The organism is Serratia sp. BW106, assembly GCF_002607755.1.
GTDB lineage: Bacteria > Pseudomonadota > Gammaproteobacteria > Enterobacterales > Enterobacteriaceae > Serratia > Serratia proteamaculans.
The window spans coordinates 17,515-35,552 of the sequence record NZ_MCGS01000005.1 but is presented as its reverse complement, the minus strand read 5'-3'; the positions used below and the strand labels follow the sequence as shown (position 1 = coordinate 35,552).

Sequence of the window (18,038 nt, the reverse complement as noted above, 5' to 3'; positions counted from 1 at the left end):
AGTGGACCCGCCCCTGCAGTCAGGTCAAACAGAACGGGTATAGCGATCGCCAATCTGCGCGGTAGCGTACCAACGCATCACTGCTTCAGTACCCTCAGCCCCTTCCTGCGGTGCCCACGGCATGCAGTCTTCTTCCGATAGCGCCTGATAAGGCCCTTGTTTCACTTCGAACACCACGCCGCCCGGATCAACCGACAGCACGGCATGCCAGGTAAACGCCGGCATCTCCAGTACTTTGGTTTCTTCGCCAAGCAGGGTGCGTTGGGTGACCACGCCGTCCTCGTTAAACTGCAACACCACAAAGCGGCCGCGCAGCGGCGTCAGCAGTTCCCAGGTTTGCGGATGGCGGTGGGGGCGGATATAGGTGCCGGGTTCCATGGCAATCGCCAGCCGTTGCACCGGGTCGCTCAACTCTTCGTGTAAGGTACGGTGCGCGCGCAGGCGTGCCACTTTAGCAGCCTGTTCACTCATCGCCGTCAGGTCGTGGGCGGTAATCTGTTTCATCAGTAAAGTCCGCAAGCTTATCGTGGCCTAATCTTAGCAACATTCCTGTGCGTGGTCAGAGATCGCCGCGACTATTTCGTTACTGTTTATCGTGGATTAAGCCGATTCAGCCCCATGGGTTATGGCGATGAATTGTTGCGCAATTATCGAACCTAACCGGTTGACAGACTTTTTCTTCTCGGCGTAACATGCGCGCACTATTATCAATGAGGACATACGCCTTGGACACACCCAGTAGATACTGGCTCACTGACCTGGACAACAACAGGTACAACTTCTAAGGCTATCCCATTGAGCTGATAGCCTTCGTGGTTGTCGGCGACCGCTTATGTGTCGCTATGAGTCAGATCCTTCATGGTCTGAAACAAGCTGGTGATACAACATCCCCCCTGTTTCTGTGCTTCCACGCGTTGTTTACCCCTGTCACCCCAAGGGAGTTTTAGCAGATGCTGAGCGCGTTTAAATTAGAGAACAGCCGCCTGTCCCGTCTGGAGTTGGATGACTCCGATGATCTCACTACGTCACTGTGGGTTGACCTGGTTGAGCCGGAAGAAGGCGAACGTGAGCGCGTGCAAAACGAGCTGGGCCAAAGCCTGGCAACACGCCCGGAGCTGGATGATATCGAAGCCTCCGCGCGTTTCTTTGAAGACGAAGACGGCCTGCATATTCACTCCTTCTTCTATTTTGAAGATGCGGAAGACCATGCCGGTAACTCCACCGTGGCTTTCACCATTCGCGATGGCCGCCTGTATACCTTGCGTGAGCGCGAGTTGCCGGCGTTTCGCCTGTACCGCATGCGCGCCCGTAACCTGACGATGGTTGACGGCAACGCCTACGAGCTGTTGCTGGATCTGTTCGAAACCAAGATTGAGCAGCTGGCGGACGAGATTGAAAACGTCTACAGCGATCTGGAAAAGCTCAGCCGGGTGATCATGGAAGGCCACCAGGGCGATGAATACGACGAGGCGCTGTCGACGCTGGCCGAGCTGGAAGATATCGGCTGGAAAGTCCGTTTGTGCCTGATGGATACCCAACGTGCGCTGAACTTCCTGGTGCGTAAGGCGCGGTTGCCGACCGGTCAGTTGGAACAGGCGCGTGAAGTGCTGCGCGACATCGAATCCCTGCTGCCGCATAACGAATCTCTGTTCCAGAAAGTGAACTTCCTGATGCAGGCGGCGATGGGCTTTATCAATATCGAACAGAACCGCATCATCAAGATCTTCTCGGTGGTTTCGGTGGTGTTCCTGCCGCCCACGCTGGTGGCCTCAAGCTACGGGATGAACTTTGAGTTTATGCCGGAGTTGAAGTGGTCGTTCGGTTATCCTGGCGCCATCAGCCTGATGATCCTGGCGGGGCTGGCCCCCTATCTGTACTTCAAACGCAAGAACTGGCTGTAACCTGACGGGCGACCCTGTTCGCCCGATATTTCTGCTGCTGCCAAAGATTAGCCTGCTAAATGAGGGTAGAATGCCCGCTTAGCTTATCTGTCCTTAAGGCGTGCGTGTCGATGGAGAAGTTCCCCCGCTTGATTCAATGGTTGATCCTGCTGCTGGCTTCGCTGGTGCTGGGATTTGGCCTGCAAACTTTCCATATTCCCGCTGCGCTGTTACTGGGGCCGATGATTGTCGGCGTGGCCATGGGGTTGTTGGGGGCCTCGGTTCGCATTCCCGGTTACCTGTTTATCGCCGCCCAGGCGGTGCTGGGTTGTATGATTGCACAAAGCCTTTCTCCCGCTATTCTCACGCCGTTACTCGACGACTGGCCGCTGGTGCTGCTGGTGCTGATCGCTACGCTGCTGGCCAGTGGCATTTCCGGCTGGTGTCTGGTGCGTTTTAGCAGCTTGCCTGGGCCGACCGGTGCCTGGGGCTCATCGCCTGGCGGAGCGTCGGCGATGGTGGCAATGGCCGGGGATTTTGGCGCGGACGTTCGACTGGTGGCCTTTATGCAGTATCTGCGGGTGCTGTTTGTCGCGACCGCAGCCGCTATGGTGGCCCGCATTGGGCTGGGTGATGAGGCGGGGCACGGTAGTGCGGCGCTGGAGTGGTTTCCGTCGTTGGACTGGCGCTTCCCGGCAACGCTGGGTGTGGCCATTGTCGGTGCCTGGTTGGGCCCCCGGCTGCGCATTCCTTCCGGTGCACTGTTGTTGCCGATGATCATCGGTGCGGCACTGCATTCCAGCGGTACTATGGCGCTGCAGGTGCCGGAATGGCTGTTGGCGTTGGCCTATACGTTGATTGGCTGGAGCGTCGGGCTGCGTTTTACCCGGCCGATATTTTTGCTGGCATTGCGGACTCTGCCGCAGATGGTGGTGTCGATCGTCGCGCTGATGCTGTTTTGCGGCCTGCTGGCGTGGATGCTGACGCACTTTCTGCCGGTAGATCTGATGACGGCCTATCTGGCGACCAGTCCGGGCGGGTTGGATACCGTGGCCATCATTGCGGCGGGCAGCCGGGTGGATATGTCTTTTGTGATGGCGATGCAGACGCTGCGGCTGTTCACGATTCTGCTGACGGGGCCGGCGATGGCGCGGTTTATTTCCAACCACGCCACGCCGGCCTCAACTTAGCTCTGGCATCAACGCAGTTTACGTTGGGTGTAGAGCGCGTCGAGGATAAACAGCAGCAGCGCCGCCCAGATAAAGCCGAAGGTGACCAGTTTGTCCTGACCGATGGTTTCACCGTAGAAGGTGACGGCCAGCAGGAACATCAGCGTAGGGCCAAGGTACTGGAAGAAGCCGAGCGTCGACAGGCGCAGACGGGTGGCTGCAGCGGTAAAGAACAGCAGCGGTATGGTGGTGACGATACCGGCGGCCACCAGCAACAGGTTCAGCGACCAGGCATTGGCCCCGAGGTGGCTGGTCGGGCTGTCAGCGAACAGGAACAGATAGGCCGCTGCCACGGGTAGCAGCCAAAGGGTTTCGATCAGCATACCGGTCTGCGCATCGATGGCGATCTTCTTGCGTAGCAGGCCGTAGAAGGCAAAGCTGAATGCCAACCCCAGGCCGATAATCGGTAGCGAACCGAACTGCCATAGCTGGATCAGTACGCCCGCGAAAGCCAGTGCCACCGCCAACCACTGCATCCGGCGGAAGCGTTCGCCCAGGAACAACATCCCCAGCAGCACGTTCACCAGCGGATTAATGAAATAGCCCAGGCTGGCTTCCAGCATATGGTGGTTATTCACCGCCCAAATGAACAGCAACCAGTTGCCGCCGATCAGCACTGCGGTCACCGCCAGCAGCAGCAGCCGTTTGCGGTCGTGGCAGGCGGCACGCACCTTCGGCCAGTTACGGCCCAGCGAGATCAGCGCCAGCATAAAGAAGAAGGACCAAATCACTCGATGGGTGAGGATCTCATCGGCGGGTACCTGTTGGATCAGCTTGAAATAAGCCGGGGCGATACCCCAAATAAAATAGGCGGCCAGAGCAAAGAAGATGCCCTGCCGTGTTTGCTGTGCGTCCATGACGTTACTCGGATGGGTAAAACGGAGATGCGGTGAGTGTACTGAAGACCCTCACCGCACACAATCACCCGACCAGGTAGGTGGCGGTGGCGCTGGCGATATGCAGGCCATCGTGGTTATGCAGTTCAACGCGGGCGACCGCGACTTTATTGCCACTGCGCAAGACGCTGGCGGCAGCGACGAAATGTTCGCCACGGCCAGGGCGCAGGTAGTCAACGCGCAGATCGATAGTCCCCATACGCGAAAGACGGGTGGCGACTTCTTCTTCGATCAACGGATCCAGACGCATTAACACGCTGCCGGCGCATGCCAGGCCAGCGGCGACGTCCAGCACTGAGGCGATCACCCCACCGTGCAGGATTTTCTGGGCGGCATTGCCCACCAGCTTGGGCTGATTGGTAAAACTCAGCTCCACATAGTCGTCGTCAAAGCGGCGCAGCTCTAAGCCCAGCTCGCGATTAAACGGCATGTGATAAACAAAGATTTCGCCAATCTTCTGGCGGGCGGCTTCAAGTGTCAGTGGTGTGGTAGACATAAATACCCATTTTTTTCTGTGTAGTAGGGGAAGCTAACTGGTCAGTCCAGGTTAACTGTTTGTTGATATTATGCCTATATTTTGTTGCTTTCCAGACTAATCCAATAAATACACGTCACACTGCTGTAAAACCGCCTTTGTGTGTAAAATGGCCTGTTTTTATTTCAGAATTTGTCAATTTTGTTGGGGTGAGGAACGTTATGCGCATTTTGTCAGGGTTCATTTTGGCCACGCTGGCGGCGGCACCGCTGGTTCAGGCGGAAGAAGCCAAAGAGCAGCAAATTCATGATAAACCGGCGGTGCGCGGCAGCATTATTGCCAACATGCTGCAGGATCACGACAACCCATTCACGCTGTATCCGTATGAAACCAACTACGTGCTGTACACCGATACCAGCAATATCAACAAAGAGGCCATCAAGTCCTATAACTGGGCCGATAATGCGCGCAAGGATGAAGTGAAGTACCAGCTCAGCCTGGCTTTCCCGCTGTGGCGTGGCATTCTTGGTGACAACTCGGTGCTCGGTGCCTCTTATACTCAACGTTCCTGGTGGCAGCTTTCCAACCACAGTGAATCCTCGCCGTTCCGCGAGACCAACTACGAACCGCAGGTGTTCCTGGGGTGGGCGACCGATTACAGCTTCGCTGGCTGGACACTGCGTGATGTTGAAGTCGGTTTGAACCACCAGTCCAACGGCCGCTCGGATCCCACCTCCCGCAGTTGGAACCGCGGCTATGCGCGCTTTATGGCACAAAACGGCAACTGGCAGGTGGATCTCAAACCCTGGTTCCGCTTCTCGGAAAGCGACAGCAGCGACGACAACCCGGATATCACCAAATACATGGGCTATTACCGCCTGAAAGTCGGTTATGCCTGGGGTGACAGCGTGTTCAGCGTCGACAGCCACTACAACTGGAACAGCGGCTACGGCGGTGCAGAAATGGGCTGGAGCTACCCGATCAGCAAGCACGTGCGTTTCTATACTCAGGTGTTCAGCGGCTATGGCGAATCCTTGATTGATTACAACTTCCGGCAGACACGGGTTGGCGTTGGTGTCATGCTTAACGATATTATGTAGTCCGGCCGTCATCAAGGCGTCGCTACACAGCAAAAAATGGGGAAGTGTGTGTCAACCGCAGCAGTGATAAACAAAGAGTTGCTGGCCGAACAGGTATTACGCGATACCTTCGGCTACCAGCAATTCCGACCGGGTCAACAAACGATTATCAACACGGCGATCGGTGGGCAGGATTGCCTGGTTGTCATGCCGACCGGCGGCGGTAAATCGTTGTGCTACCAAATCCCGGCGCTGGTGATGGATGGCCTGACGTTAGTGGTTTCCCCTTTGATCTCGCTGATGAAAGATCAGGTCGATCAACTGCTGGCCTATGGCGTCGCCGCCGCCTGCTATAACTCGACGCAAACGCGCGAGCAGCAGCTCGAGGTAATGGCGGGCTGTCGCAGTGGCCAGATCAAAATGCTGTATATCGCCCCCGAGCGGCTGATGATGGACAGTTTCCTCGATCAGCTCGGTGGCAATCCGCCGGCCTTGCTGGCGGTGGATGAGGCGCACTGTATTTCGCAGTGGGGCCACGATTTCCGTCCTGAATACCGCGCATTGGGGTTGTTGAAGCAACGCTTCCCGAACATGCCGGTGATCGCCCTGACCGCCACCGCCGATGAATCCACCCGTGGCGATATCGTGCGCCTGCTGGCGCTGCAGGATCCGCTGGTGCAGGTCAGCAGCTTTGACCGCCCCAATATCCGCTATACGCTGGTGGAGAAGTTTAAACCGCTCGACCAACTGTGGCGCTTCGTGCAGGACCAACGTGGCAAGAGCGGCATTATTTACTGCAACAGCCGCGCCAAGGTAGAAGACACTACGGCACGTCTGCAAAGCCGCGGGCTGAGCGTGGGGGCCTACCATGCCGGGCTGGATAACGACCGCCGTGCGCAGGTACAGGAAGCGTTCCAGCGCGACGATTTGCAGGTGGTGGTTGCCACCGTCGCTTTTGGTATGGGCATTAACAAACCCAACGTGCGCTTTGTGGTGCACTTTGATATCCCGCGCAATATCGAATCTTACTATCAGGAAACCGGCCGCGCCGGTCGTGATGGCTTACCGGCCGAAGCGATCCTGCTGTATGACCCGGCTGATATGGCCTGGCTGCGCCGCTGTCTGGAAGAGAAACCCGCCGGACAGCAACTGGATATAGAGCGCCACAAGCTGAACGCCATGGGCGCTTTTGCTGAAGCGCAAACCTGCCGCCGCCTGGTGCTGCTCAACTATTTTGGCGAAGGCAAACACCAAAACTGCGGCAACTGCGATATCTGTCTGGATCCCCCCAAGCGTTACGATGGGCTGGAAGATGCGCGCAAGGCGCTGTCCTGCGTGTACCGTGTCGGCCAGCGTTTCGGACTGGGATATATTGTCGAAGTGCTGCGTGGTTCCAATAACCAGCGCATCCGTGAATACGGGCACGAGAAACTGCCGGTGTACGGCATCGGCCGTGAGCAAACCACCGAGCACTGGACCAGCGTATTGCGTCAGTTGATCCACCTGGGCTTTATCACCCAGAACATCGCCATGCACTCGGCGCTACAATTGACCGAGTCTGCGCGGCCGGTGCTGCGTGGCGAGCTGGAGCTGCAACTGGCAGTGCCGCGTATCCAGAGCCTGAAGGCGCGCAGCAGTGCCAACCAGAAATCCTACGGCGGCAATTACGATCGCAAGCTGTTTGCCAAACTGCGCAAGCTGCGTAAATCGATTGCCGACGAAGAAAATATCCCGCCTTATGTGGTGTTTAACGATGCCACGCTGCTGGAAATGGCGGAGCAGATGCCCATCAAGGCCGGTGACCTGTTGAGCGTTAACGGTGTCGGTCAGCGCAAGCTGGAGCGTTTTGGCGCTCCGTTTATGGCGATGATCCGCGATCACCTCGATAATGATGAAGATTAAGGGCAATAAATCATGCTGATGCTGTTTCTGACCGTGGCGCTGGTGCACCTGATTGCGCTGATGAGCCCGGGGCCGGACTTCTTTTTTGTTTCGCAAACCGCCGCCAGTCGCTCACGTCGTGAGGCGATGATGGGCGTGATGGGCATTTCACTGGGTATCGTGGTGTGGGCGGGCGTAGCGTTGATGGGCCTGCACCTGATCCTGCAAAAAATGGCCTGGCTGCATCAGATTATCATGCTCGGCGGTGGGATTTACCTGTGCTGGATGGGTTGGCAACTGTTGCGTTCCGCCCGTTCCCAAAATGCACAGTCGGTGCCTGCGCCAGAGGTGAAAGTGGCCTTGCCGAAGCCTGGGCGCAGCTTTATCCGTGGCTTTCTGACCAACCTGTCGAACCCCAAGGCAGTTATCTATTTCGGCAGCGTGTTTTCACTGTTTGTGGGTGACGACGTCGGTGCCGGCGCACGCTGGGGTTTGTTCCTGCTGATCATTGCCGAGACTTTTGTCTGGTTCAGCCTGGTGGCGGTGGTGTTTGCATTGCCGACCATGCGTCGTGGCTATCAGCGACTGGCTAAGTGGATCGACGGGCTGGCGGGCGTGCTGTTTACCGGTTTCGGTTTACACCTTATTTTTACCCGCTAACCACCGCCGCAGAAAATTTGAAGGCCGAACAGTCATGTTCGGCCTTTTTGCTTTATGCCTTGCGTGCCGTAGCCAGCAACCCGGCCACCAGAATAAACAGCGAGCCAAAGATGCGGTTCAGCAACTGCATTTGGCGCGGTGTTTTCAGCCAGCCGGCAATGCGAGTGGCCAGGGTGGCGTAACCAATCATCACGATGATATCGACCACCACAGTCGTGACGCCGAGCACCAGGTACTGTTCGGCCTGCGGCTGGTTGGGCAAAATAAACTGCGGGAACAGCGCGGCCAAAAATACGATGCTCTTCGGATTGGTCAAATTGACCAGGATAGCGCGGCGGAACAGGCGACGGCGCGGCATAGTCCCCGCCAGCGTATGCAAGTCCAGCGAACCTGCTGCACGCCACTGTTGAATGCCCAGCCATACCAGATAGGCGGCACCGAACCATTTCAGCATTTCAAACGCCAGCAGCGACTGTGACACCAGCGCGCCCAGACCGATGCCCACCAGCACGATATGCAGGCTCAGCCCGACCTGCAGGCCGGCAATGGATGCCGCTGCGCCGCGATAACCGTGGCTGATACCGGTGCTCATGGTGTTGATCGCCCCTGAACCGGGTGACAGGCTGAGGATAAGGGTTGTCAGAAGATAGGTTAACCACCAGTCCAAGGTCATTGAGGTACTCCCTGAAAGTGCCAATATGTGCAAAATGATGCGGTTTTTGTAAGAATTGAATCACAATACGCTAGTATTATTTCTTGTGCCAGAGGTCACATTTTTACCGCTGGTAGCTCAGGGAAAAGCACTTGATGACGTCGTTTACACTCAGCACTGATGACTGGTTAACGCGTGAAAAGCAGTTTGCTGCTTTCGCCACGGGACCGCTGCTGGATTTTTGGCGGCAGCGTGAGGAGGGCGAGTTCAATGGCGTGGGCGGCGTGCCCATCCGTTTCGTGCGCTTCAGTTCTGCCCGCCATCAGCGAGTGGTGGTGATCAGCCCCGGTCGTATCGAAAGTTACATTAAATATCCTGAGGTTGCCTACGATCTGTTCCATTGCGGCTATGACGTGATGATCCTGGATCACCGAGGGCAAGGCCGTTCCGGTCGTTTGCTGGCTGATACGCACCGTGGTCATGTGATAAACTTTGCCGATTACGTCGACGATTTCGCCCAGTTTTATCAGCAGGAGGTGGTGCCGCACGGTTATCGGCAACACTTTGCGTTGGCTCACTCGATGGGCGGTGCAATTCTGGCACAGTTTCTGGCTCGTCAGCCGCAGGCCTTTGACGCCGCGGCGTTTTGCGCGCCAATGTTCGGCATTTATTTACCGATGCCGGGCTGGATGGCCAACCGCATTCTGAACTGGACGGAGAAGCACCCGGCGGTACGCGATTACTATGCGATAGGCACTGGTCAGTGGCGGCCGCTGCCCTATGTGGTCAACGTGTTGACCCACAGCCGCGAACGCTATCGTCGCTGTTTACGCTATTACGCCGATTATCCCGAGCTACAGGTGGGCGGGCCAACCTACCACTGGGTAAGGGAAAGTCTTCAGGCTGGGCGAGAAATCATCGCCCAGGCGGCTAAAATCACCACGCCGCTATTATTATTGCAGGCCGGTGAGGATCGGGTGGTCGACAACCGTTCCCATCAGGCTTTTTGTCAGGCATTGTCAGACGCGGGCCATCCCTGTGAAGGGGGAAAACCGCAGGTTATCGAAGGCGCACGGCATGAGATCCTGTTTGAGCGGGACGCGATGCGCGCCGAAGCATTGAACGCAATCCTGCGTTTCTTTGCTCAACATTTAGGTGGTACCCCAACCGCCGACCACACCATTAGAGGTTAGAAATTACCGCTATGTATCACGTCGTCGCTTCCGATTTAGATGGCACGCTGCTATCACCCGACCACACTCTGTCACCTTACGCCAAAGAGACGTTGAAGCTGCTGACCCAGCGCGGCGTGCATTTTGTCTTTGCTACCGGCCGTCATCACATCGACGTTGCGCAGATCCGCGATAACCTCGATATCAGCGCCTTTATGATCACCTCCAACGGCGCTCGCGTGCACAACACCGACGGTGAGCTGATTTTCAGCCATAACCTGGCCGAAGACATCGCTCGCGATCTCTACGGTATGCTGCATAACGATCCGGACATCACCACCAACGTTTACCGTAATGACGACTGGTTCATTAACCGCGAAAGCCCGGAACAGAAAGAGTTCTTCCGCGAATCTGTTTTCCAGTACCAATTGTTCGAGCCGGGCCTGCTGGAAACCGACGGCGTGTGCAAGGTGTACTTCACCTGTGAAGATCATGAAAAGCTGCTGCCGCTGGAAGATGCCATCAATGCGCGTTGGGGCGATCGGGTTAACGTCAGTTTCTCGTTCCCAACCTGTCTGGAAGTGATGGCGGGTGGCGTGTCAAAAGGCCATGCGCTGGAAGAAGTGGCCAAGATCATCGGTTATACGCTGAAAGAGTGCATTGCCTTCGGTGACGGTATGAATGATCTGGAAATGCTGTCGATGGCCGGCAAGGGCTGCATCATGCGCGACGCGCATCAGCGCCTGAAGGACAAGCTGCCGGAACTGGAAGTGATTGGCTCCAACGTCGACGATGCGGTGCCGCACTACTTGCGCAAGATGTTCATCGCCTGATATGAAAAGGGCGCCTTGCGGCGCCCTGAATTCGAGAACAACGTTGAGATTAAGCCCGAGATACCCGGGCCTAGCGCACCGAGGGGCGCTCCGGCAGCTAAAGCTGCTACGACCCCTTCGGCACGCTCTCCCTAATAACAGACTTTATTCGTCACCTGGGAGACGTTGATCTTTACTACTTGTGCTGGCCCTGCTTTTGCAGGAATTGCACGCCCTTGTCAGGGAAGTCGGTGAACACGCCGTCAACGCCTGCCTGGTTGTAAATCACGTCATACAGTTGATTCACGTCGGTGACGTAGTTCGGCAGTGCATCGGCACGGATGGTGAAGGGGTGCACCGCCAGCTTATTGGCATGGGCTTCTTTCACCATGTCGGTCAGCACCACCTTGCCCGGCTTGGATTTCTCTGCCACGACCAGCATATGGTAGTCTGGCCCGATGCCATCGGCGTACTGGGCAATCTGCTTCATCGCACCCGGTTTGAACATCCAGTCATAGTCGTATTCCACCCACTTGCCGTCGGCCTTCTGCTCATAGGTTTCCTGCCATTTGTTATAGGCGATCAGCTGGATCAGCTTCAGATCCATGCCCATCTTCGGCTCCAGCTCGGTTTTAATCCGCTTCAGCTCGTTGGCGTCAAAGCATTGCAGATAAACGTTGTCGCCCTTGCCGGTATAACCGTACTGCTTCAGCACCGCCAGCACTTTGCTGGAAATATCCTTGCCTTCCTGATTGTGGAACCACGGCGCTTTGATTTCCGGGTAAATACCGATGTTTTTGCCAGTTGAATGGTTCAGCCCCTGCACAAACTCGATCTCTTCCTGGAAGGTATGGACGCGGAAGTCGGATTTGCCCATCGGGAAACGGCCAGGGTAGCCCTGCACTTTTTTACCGTTTTCGATCTCAAAGCCTTCGGTGAACTTCAACGATTTGATTTCTGCCAGCGTAAAGTCGATGGCGTAATAGCGGCCGTCCTTACGGGCGCGGTCCGGGAAGCGTTCGGCTACGTCGGTGACGCGATCGAGATAGTGGTCATGCAACACCACTAGCTCGTTGTCCTTGGTCATCACCAGATCCTGCTCTAGGAAGTCCGCACCCTGCGCGTAGGCCATGGCCTTCGCCGGCAGAGTGTGTTCCGGCAGATAACCGCTGGCACCCCGGTGGGCGATCACCACCTTGTCGGCGGCCTGTGCGGCGCTGACCATTGAGGTGGCCAGGATAATCCCTGTCAGCAGGGCTTTGACTTGAGTCCGCATTCTGTTGTTCTCCATGTTGTAGGTGGCAAAAAGGCCGCAGCGCGGCCTTTTTGCCCGTCGCCTTTCAAGTTGCAGCGTTGTTACCTGCGCTCACTCACCCCAGTTACTTACTAAAGTAAGCGCCTGGGGATGAGTGAGCTGGCCGCCTAGCTGCAACTCGAAATTCATAGGGCAAAGATGATGCGATAATGCTTAACCGCGTTTGTTGGCAGCGATTTCCGCGTGGTGTTTTTTCTCGCTCAGCATGGTCAACAACAGCAACAATACTGCGCCGACGCTGCCGCCGATCATCACCATAAAGCCACCGTCCCAACCGAAGTAGTCAACGGTGTAGCCGACAATGGCGCTGGCTGCGACCGAACCGCCCAGATAACCGAACAGACCGGTGAAGCCCGCAGCGGTACCGGCCGCTTTCTTCGGCGCCAGTTCCAGTGCGTGCAGACCGATCAACATTACCGGGCCGTAAATCAGGAAGCCGATGGTGATCATACAGGCCATATCGATGCCAGGGTTACCGACCGGGTTGAGCCAGTAAACCACGGTAGCGATGGTCACCAGGGTCATAAAGAACACGCCGGTGGCGCCACGGTTGCCCTTGAACACCTTGTCCGACATCCAGCCACACAGCAGGGTGCCCGGGATACCGGCATATTCGTACAGGAAGTAGGCCCAGGAAGACTTATCCAGCGAGAAGTGCTTCACTTCTTTCAGGTAGGTCGGTGACCAGTCCAGGATGCCGTAACGCAGCAGGTAAACGAACACGTTGGCCACGGCGATGTACCACAGCAGCTTGTTCGGCAGGATGTACTGCATGAAGATTTGCTTGGCGGTCAGCTCTTCTTCCGCTTTCTCACTGTAGTCGTCCGGGTAATCGTTTTTGTATTCTTCGATCGGCGGCAGGCCACAGGATTGCGGGGTGTCACGCATCAATGCAAAGGCGATCAGGGCCACCAGAATGGCACCGAAGGCCGGCATATACAGTGCAGCGTGCCAGTCGTTGAACCAGGCCATGCCCAGCAGGAACAGCAATGGCGGCAGACCGCCACCCACGTTATGGGCGCAGTTCCAGACCGAAACAATGCCGCCGCGCTCTTTCTGCGACCACCAGTGCACCATGGTACGGCCACATGGCGGCCAGCCCATACCCTGGAACCAACCGCACAGGAACAGCAGCACGAACATTACCGCGATGCTCGAAGTCGCCCATGGTACGAAGCCCATGAACAGCATCACTGCGGCAGCCAGGATCAGGCCGGCGGGCAGGAACACTCGGGGGTTGGAGCGGTCAGAAACCGACCCCATGATGAATTTGGAAAAACCATAGGCGATGGAAATACCGGACAGCGCGAAACCGAGGTCACCGCGGCTGAAGCCCTGGTCGATCAAATAAGGCATGGCCAGGGTGAAGTTCTTGCGCACCAGGTAGTAGGCGGCATAACCGAAGAAAATCCCCATAAAAATTTGCCAGCGCAATTTACGGTACAGCGGGTCGACTTTGTCGACCGGCACACGGGAAATGTGTGCTGCCGGCTTAAAAATACTCAACATGAGCGCCTCCGATGGCTTTATCTAGTTATCACATCAATATGACCTTTTACGTTCATTTGATGATTGAGCGGATATCGAATGTGGTGTTTTTTTGTTCCATAACGAACGTCATCCTAGTCAAATCAGCCTGGTGTCGCTGTGATGAATGGCGCAATTGTTACACTTTTATGAAACACCGGCGGATTTTGAGCGATTCGTTAACGTTATGAAATAGAAAAACGCCCAAAAATCGTGATTATGATCACATTCATGGTTTTTTGTGGACATTTGGTTTTCGTTTCTAGTTCGTTATTGTTCCTTATCAAACAAAGACCCCAATGACTGTGGCTCAATAGGCCAATAATCACGGATCCTGAGAGAGCCTCATGAGCAGTCATTCACCGGATAACGAAACGGATGTGATCATCATTGGCGGCGGTGCGACTGGTGCGGGTATTGCTCGTGACTGTGCGCGTCGTGGCCTGCGTTGCATACTGCTGGAGCGCCACGATATCGCCACCGGTGCCACCGGCCGTAACCACGGTCTGCTGCACAGCGGAGCACGCTATGCGGTGACCGACGGTGAGTCGGCGCGCGAATGCATAGAAGAGAACCAAATCCTCAAGCGCATTGCGCATCACTGCATCGAGCGTACCGATGGGCTGTTTATCACGCTGCCGCAGGATTCGCTGGCCTACCAACAACAGTTCATTGTCTCCTGCCACAGCGCTGGTATCAAAGCCGAAGCAATTGACCCGCAGTTGGCGCTGCGCCTGGAGCCGGCCGCCAACCCGGCGCTGATCGGTGCGGTGCGGGTGCCGGACGGCACTGTCGACCCCTTCCGTCTGACCGCCGCCAATATGCTCGATGCCCGTGAGCACGGTGCGCAGATCCTCACTTATCATCAGGTGGTCGGTTTACTTCGCGCGGGCGATCGCGTAACCGGCGTGCGCGTTTTCGACCATCAATCGGCACGCCACTACGATATTCACGCCGAGGTGGTGGTCAACGCGGCCGGTATCTGGGGCCAGCAGATTGCGGAATATGCCGATCTGCGCATTCGTATGTTCCCGGCTAAGGGCGCTCTGCTGATCCTCGGCCATCGCATCAATAACATGGTGATCAACCGCTGCCGCAAACCGGCGGATGCCGACATTTTGGTGCCGGGCGACACCATTTCGGTGATTGGCACCACCTCCACCCACATTGATTATGACCAGATCGACAACATGCTGGTGACGCCGCAGGAAGTGGACATTCTGATCCGTGAGGGGGCGCTGTTGGCGCCGGAACTGGCGCAGACCCGTATTCTGCGCGCCTATGCCGGTGTGCGGCCGCTGGTGGCCAGCGATGACGACCCCAGCGGTCGCAATGTCAGCCGTGGCATCGTGCTGCTCGATCATGCCAGCCGCGATGGGCTGGAAGGCTTTATCACCATTACCGGCGGCAAGTTGATGACCTACCGGCTGATGGCGCAATGGGCGACCGATAAAGTGTGTGAAAAGCTTGGGTTAGACAGCCCCTGTACCACCGCGCAGGAAGCCTTGCCCGGCTCCCGTCAGTCGGCGGAAGAGACGGTGCGCAGCGTGGTTTCCCTGCCTGCCAGCATTCGTGGTTCGGCGGTTTATCGCCACGGCGATCGTGCCAGTCAGGTACCGGCCGGCGATCGGCTGGATAACAGCCTGGTGTGTGAATGTGAAGCGGTCACCGCCGGTGAAGTGCGCTATGCGGTTAACTCCCTTACCGTCAATAACCTGGTCGATCTGCGCCGCCGTACCCGTGTCGGCATGGGCACCTGCCAGGGAGAACTCTGCGCCTGCCGTGCCGCCGGGTTGCTGACGCGTTTTAACGTCACCACCCCGCAGCAGTCGATCGATCAGCTATCGCATTTCCTCAACGAACGTTGGAAAGGAGTAAGGCCGATCGCCTGGGGTGATGCATTGCGTGAAAGTGAATTTACCAGTTGGGTTTACCAGGGATTGTGCGGGCTCGATGCCCGGGGGGAACAGGAGGCCGATGATGCGATTTGACGTAGTGGTGATTGGCGGCGGCCTGGCGGGCATGACCTGTGCCATTCGGCTGGCGGAACAGGGCAAGCGTTGCGCCGTGGTCAGCTCAGGCCAAAGCGCGCTCTATTTTTCATCCGGATCGCTGGATCTGCTGGCGCAGCTACCCGACGGCACCCCGGTAACCTCACCCCTGGCGGCAATGCCGGCGCTTGCGCTACAGGCACCACGGCATCCTTATGCGCTGATAGGTGCCGAACGGGTGGCGGCACTGTCGGACAACGCAGCTCAGCTGCTGCAGCGCTGTGGGTTGAGCCTGCAGGGCAGCAGTGAACGTAATCATCTGCGGGTTACGCCATTAGGCACGCGCCGGGCGACCTGGCTCAGTCCTCAGGCCATCCCGATCACGCCGCTGGACGGCGAACTGCCGTGGAAAAGTATCGCGGTGATTGGCATCGAAGGATTTTTGGATTTTCAGCCACAGTTGGCCGCCAGTTCCCTGACGCAGAGCCTGGGTATCCAGGCGGAAGTCGCTTATATGCACTTGCCGTCGCTCGACCGGCTGCGCAACAACCCCAGTGAGTTCCGGGCGGTGAATATTGCCAGGGTGCTGGATCTGCCGGAAAACCTGACGTCGATGGCGGACGAGGTGAGCCGATTGGCCGGTGATGCCGAGGCGATTTTCCTGCCCGCCTGTCTGGGGCTGGAAAATGATAGCTCACTGGCAGCACTGCAGATGGCGGTGGGTAAACCGATCCGTCTGTTGCCGACGTTGCCGCCTTCGGTACTGGGCATGCGCCTGCACCAGGCCCTGCGTTCGCGTCTGCAGCAACTGGGCGGCGTGTTCATGCCGGGTGACAGCGTGCTGCGGGCGGATATCGAAGCCGGGCGAGTCACTGGCCTCTATACCCGCAACCACACCGATATTCCGTTGCTGGCGCAACAGGTGGTGTTGGCCAGCGGCAGCTTTTTCAGCAACGGGCTGGTGGCGGACTTCGAGGGCATACGTGAGCCGGTGTTTGGGCTGGATGTCGACAGCCGGGCGGATCGCGCAGACTGGAGCCACCGCAATCTGTTTGCTCCGCAGCCTTACCTGCAATTTGGGGTACGCACCGATGAGCGGCTGCGGGCCTTAAGGCAGGGGGAGCCGCTGAGCAACCTGTATGCCATCGGTGCAGTGACCGGCGGCTATGATCCCCTGCAGCAGGGCTGCGGTGCGGGTGTTTCGCTGATTGGGGCGTTGTACGTCGCGCAACAGATTGCGGCACAGGAGGAGCGTCCATGAGCCTGCAGAAAGACAACAGCTTTGAAAACTGCATCAAGTGCACCGTCTGCACCACCTATTGCCCGGTGGCCAAAGTCAATCCGCTCTACCCAGGGCCCAAACAGGCAGGGCCGGACGGCGAGCGCCTGCGGCTGAAGGATCCGGCGCTGTATGACGAAGCGCTGAAGTATTGCACCAACTGCAAACGCTGTGAGGTGGCCTGCCCGTCCGACGTCAAAATCGGCGACATCATTCAGCGCGCTCGTGCCGACTTTGCCCAGAGCAAACCCACGCTGCGCGACGCCATCCTCAGTCATACCGACCTGATGGGGTCGCTGTCGACGCCGTTTGCGCCGATTGTGAACGCCGCTACCGGGCTAAAGCCGGTGCGTGCCCTGCTCGACAAGGCGTTGAAAATTGACCATCGGCGTGAACTGCCAAAGTACTCGTTCGGCACCTTCCGCCGCTGGTATCGCCAGCAGGCTCAGGCCCAACAGCGTTATGCCGAGCAGGTGGCGTTCTTCCACGGCTGCTTCGTCAATTACAACCACCCGCAACTGGGTAAGGATCTGATCAAGGTCTTTAATGCGATGGATATTGGCGTGCAGTTGCTGAAACGCGAGAAATGCTGCGGCGTGCCGCTGATCGCCAATGGCTTTATCGCCCAGGCCAAAAAACAGGCCAGGGTGAATGCCGAATCGCTGCACGAGGCGGTGCTGGAGCGGGGTATCCCTGTGGTGGCGACCTCTTCCAGCTGCACTTTTACCCTGCGCGATGAATATCCGCATTTGCTGGAGGTAGACACTTCGGCGGTGCGTGAACGGGTGGAGCTGGCGACGCGCTATCTGTACCGCCTGCTCAATCAGGGACGCCAGTTACCGCTGAAACACACACCGCTGCGGGTGGCCTACCATACGCCATGCCATATGGAGAAAATGGGCTGGACTGCCTATACGCTGGAGCTGTTGCGACAGATACCGGGGCTGGAGCTGGTGGTGCTGGATTCGCAGTGCTGTGGCATTGCCGGCACCTATGGATTTAAATCGGAGAATTATGAGACGTCGCAGGGCATTGGTGCGTCGCTGTTCCGTCAAATAGAGGAAAGCGGGGTGGACCTGGTGGTCACGGACTGCGAAACCTGCAAATGGCAAATCGAGATGTCGACCAGCAAGCGCTGCGAGCATCCGATCACCCTGCTGGCGCAGGCATTGGCATAGGGCGCAGCGGGC

The 18,038-nt window shown here is 57.3% G+C and carries 16 protein-coding genes; 10 read left to right on the top strand and 6 right to left on the bottom strand.

Annotated elements, in window-relative coordinates; translation table 11 throughout:
* Positions 1 to 24: 24 nt before the first annotated feature.
* Positions 25 to 504, bottom strand: a complete 480-nt coding sequence (locus BEI65_RS03630; RefSeq protein WP_099062173.1) for a WbuC family cupin fold metalloprotein — start codon at positions 502 to 504, stop codon at positions 25 to 27.
* 446 nt (positions 505 to 950) lie between these two features.
* Here BEI65_RS03630 and corA point away from each other — a divergent pair, with 446 nt between their 5' ends.
* Both corA and BEI65_RS03620 read left to right on the top strand, forming a co-directional pair.
* Positions 951 to 1,901: a magnesium/cobalt transporter CorA gene (gene corA / locus BEI65_RS03625; RefSeq protein ID WP_085116483.1), complete on the top strand. Its 951-nt coding sequence runs from the start codon at positions 951 to 953 to the stop codon at positions 1,899 to 1,901.
* A gap of 110 nt (positions 1,902 to 2,011) precedes the next feature.
* Positions 2,012 to 3,070, top strand: coding sequence for an AbrB family transcriptional regulator (locus BEI65_RS03620; protein WP_099062172.1), 1,059 nt, complete (start codon positions 2,012 to 2,014; stop codon positions 3,068 to 3,070).
* 8 nt (positions 3,071 to 3,078) lie between these two features.
* Here the strand turns inward: BEI65_RS03620 and rarD are convergent, their stop codons facing one another.
* Together rarD and BEI65_RS03610 are read right to left on the bottom strand one after the other, a co-directional pair.
* A complete protein-coding gene (rarD, locus tag BEI65_RS03615; RefSeq protein ID WP_099062171.1) occupies positions 3,079 to 3,966 on the bottom strand; it encodes an EamA family transporter RarD in 888 nt (295 codons plus the stop codon).
* A gap of 64 nt (positions 3,967 to 4,030) precedes the next feature.
* Positions 4,031 to 4,501 (bottom strand): thioesterase family protein, encoded by a 471-nt coding sequence (locus BEI65_RS03610; protein WP_012004662.1) that lies wholly within the window; start codon positions 4,499 to 4,501, stop codon positions 4,031 to 4,033.
* A 200-nt stretch (positions 4,502 to 4,701) separates the two neighbouring features.
* On the opposite strand from BEI65_RS03610, the gene pldA reads away from it, so the two are divergent.
* From pldA to rhtC, 3 genes are read left to right on the top strand one after another with little or no spacing between them, the layout of a single operon-like run.
* On the top strand, positions 4,702 to 5,580 hold the full coding sequence (pldA, locus tag BEI65_RS03605) for a phospholipase A (RefSeq protein WP_099062170.1): 879 nt from the start codon (positions 4,702 to 4,704) through the stop codon (positions 5,578 to 5,580).
* Between the two features lie 48 nt (positions 5,581 to 5,628).
* Positions 5,629 to 7,461, top strand: coding sequence for an ATP-dependent DNA helicase RecQ (recQ, locus tag BEI65_RS03600; RefSeq protein WP_099062169.1), 1,833 nt, complete (start codon positions 5,629 to 5,631; stop codon positions 7,459 to 7,461).
* A gap of 12 nt (positions 7,462 to 7,473) precedes the next feature.
* Positions 7,474 to 8,100 carry a threonine export protein RhtC gene (rhtC, locus tag BEI65_RS03595; protein ID WP_099062168.1) on the top strand — a complete coding sequence of 209 codons (627 nt, stop codon included), beginning with the start codon at positions 7,474 to 7,476 and terminating at the stop codon, positions 8,098 to 8,100.
* A gap of 52 nt (positions 8,101 to 8,152) precedes the next feature.
* Here the strand turns inward: rhtC and rhtB are convergent, their stop codons facing one another.
* Positions 8,153 to 8,773, bottom strand: a complete 621-nt coding sequence (rhtB, locus tag BEI65_RS03590) for a homoserine/homoserine lactone efflux protein (RefSeq protein WP_099062167.1) — start codon at positions 8,771 to 8,773, stop codon at positions 8,153 to 8,155.
* 134 nt (positions 8,774 to 8,907) lie between these two features.
* On the opposite strand from rhtB, the gene pldB reads away from it, so the two are divergent.
* Both pldB and yigL read left to right on the top strand, forming a co-directional pair.
* The gene (gene pldB, locus BEI65_RS03585) at positions 8,908 to 9,945 is read left to right on the top strand and encodes a lysophospholipase L2 (protein ID WP_099062166.1); all 1,038 of its coding nucleotides are present in this window, start codon (positions 8,908 to 8,910) and stop codon (positions 9,943 to 9,945) included.
* Between the two features lie 11 nt (positions 9,946 to 9,956).
* On the top strand, positions 9,957 to 10,757 hold the full coding sequence (gene yigL, locus BEI65_RS03580; protein WP_099062165.1) for a sugar/pyridoxal phosphate phosphatase YigL: 801 nt from the start codon (positions 9,957 to 9,959) through the stop codon (positions 10,755 to 10,757).
* 175 nt (positions 10,758 to 10,932) lie between these two features.
* On the opposite strand, the gene glpQ is transcribed toward yigL, so the two are convergent.
* Positions 10,933 to 12,012, bottom strand: coding sequence for a glycerophosphodiester phosphodiesterase (gene glpQ / locus BEI65_RS03575; RefSeq protein WP_099062164.1), 1,080 nt, complete (start codon positions 12,010 to 12,012; stop codon positions 10,933 to 10,935).
* Positions 12,013 to 12,204: 192 nt separating this feature from the next.
* Positions 12,205 to 13,560 carry a glycerol-3-phosphate transporter gene (gene glpT, locus BEI65_RS03565; protein ID WP_099062163.1) on the bottom strand — a complete coding sequence of 452 codons (1,356 nt, stop codon included), beginning with the start codon at positions 13,558 to 13,560 and terminating at the stop codon, positions 12,205 to 12,207.
* Positions 13,561 to 13,925: 365 nt separating this feature from the next.
* Between glpT and glpA the strand changes: the two genes are divergently transcribed.
* The 3 genes from glpA to glpC are packed head-to-tail and all read left to right on the top strand — an operon-like array spanning position 13,926 to position 18,026.
* Positions 13,926 to 15,569 carry an anaerobic glycerol-3-phosphate dehydrogenase subunit A gene (gene glpA, locus BEI65_RS03555; RefSeq protein ID WP_099062161.1) on the top strand — a complete coding sequence of 548 codons (1,644 nt, stop codon included), beginning with the start codon at positions 13,926 to 13,928 and terminating at the stop codon, positions 15,567 to 15,569.
* Positions 15,559 to 16,830 carry a glycerol-3-phosphate dehydrogenase subunit GlpB gene (glpB, locus tag BEI65_RS03550; protein ID WP_099062160.1) on the top strand — a complete coding sequence of 424 codons (1,272 nt, stop codon included), beginning with the start codon at positions 15,559 to 15,561 and terminating at the stop codon, positions 16,828 to 16,830. Before glpA ends, glpB begins: the two co-directional genes overlap by 11 nt.
* Positions 16,827 to 18,026 (top strand): anaerobic glycerol-3-phosphate dehydrogenase subunit GlpC, encoded by a 1,200-nt coding sequence (gene glpC, locus BEI65_RS03545; RefSeq protein WP_099062159.1) that lies wholly within the window; start codon positions 16,827 to 16,829, stop codon positions 18,024 to 18,026. Before glpB ends, glpC begins: the two co-directional genes overlap by 4 nt.
* The last annotated feature ends 12 nt before the right edge of the window (positions 18,027 to 18,038 follow it).

Excerpts from the sequence above, each read along its gene's own strand:
- BEI65_RS03630 (WP_099062173.1), bottom strand. The coding sequence starts at position 504 with ATGAAACAGATTACCGCCCACGACCTGACGGCGATGAGTGAACAGGCT.
- corA (WP_085116483.1), top strand. The coding sequence starts at position 951 with ATGCTGAGCGCGTTTAAATTAGAGAACAGCCGCCTGTCCCGTCTGGAG.
- BEI65_RS03620 (WP_099062172.1), top strand. The coding sequence starts at position 2,012 with ATGGAGAAGTTCCCCCGCTTGATTCAATGGTTGATCCTGCTGCTGGCT.
- rarD (WP_099062171.1), bottom strand. The coding sequence starts at position 3,966 with ATGGACGCACAGCAAACACGGCAGGGCATCTTCTTTGCTCTGGCCGCC.
- BEI65_RS03610 (WP_012004662.1), bottom strand. The coding sequence starts at position 4,501 with ATGTCTACCACACCACTGACACTTGAAGCCGCCCGCCAGAAGATTGGC.
- pldA (WP_099062170.1), top strand. The coding sequence starts at position 4,702 with ATGCGCATTTTGTCAGGGTTCATTTTGGCCACGCTGGCGGCGGCACCG.
- rhtC (WP_099062168.1), top strand. The coding sequence starts at position 7,474 with ATGCTGATGCTGTTTCTGACCGTGGCGCTGGTGCACCTGATTGCGCTG.
- rhtB (WP_099062167.1), bottom strand. The coding sequence starts at position 8,773 with ATGACCTTGGACTGGTGGTTAACCTATCTTCTGACAACCCTTATCCTC.
- pldB (WP_099062166.1), top strand. The coding sequence starts at position 8,908 with ATGACGTCGTTTACACTCAGCACTGATGACTGGTTAACGCGTGAAAAG.
- yigL (WP_099062165.1), top strand. The coding sequence starts at position 9,957 with ATGTATCACGTCGTCGCTTCCGATTTAGATGGCACGCTGCTATCACCC.
- glpQ (WP_099062164.1), bottom strand. The coding sequence starts at position 12,012 with ATGCGGACTCAAGTCAAAGCCCTGCTGACAGGGATTATCCTGGCCACC.
- glpT (WP_099062163.1), bottom strand. The coding sequence starts at position 13,560 with ATGTTGAGTATTTTTAAGCCGGCAGCACACATTTCCCGTGTGCCGGTC.
- glpA (WP_099062161.1), top strand. The coding sequence starts at position 13,926 with ATGAGCAGTCATTCACCGGATAACGAAACGGATGTGATCATCATTGGC.
- glpB (WP_099062160.1), top strand. The coding sequence starts at position 15,559 with ATGCGATTTGACGTAGTGGTGATTGGCGGCGGCCTGGCGGGCATGACC.
- glpC (WP_099062159.1), top strand. The coding sequence starts at position 16,827 with ATGAGCCTGCAGAAAGACAACAGCTTTGAAAACTGCATCAAGTGCACC.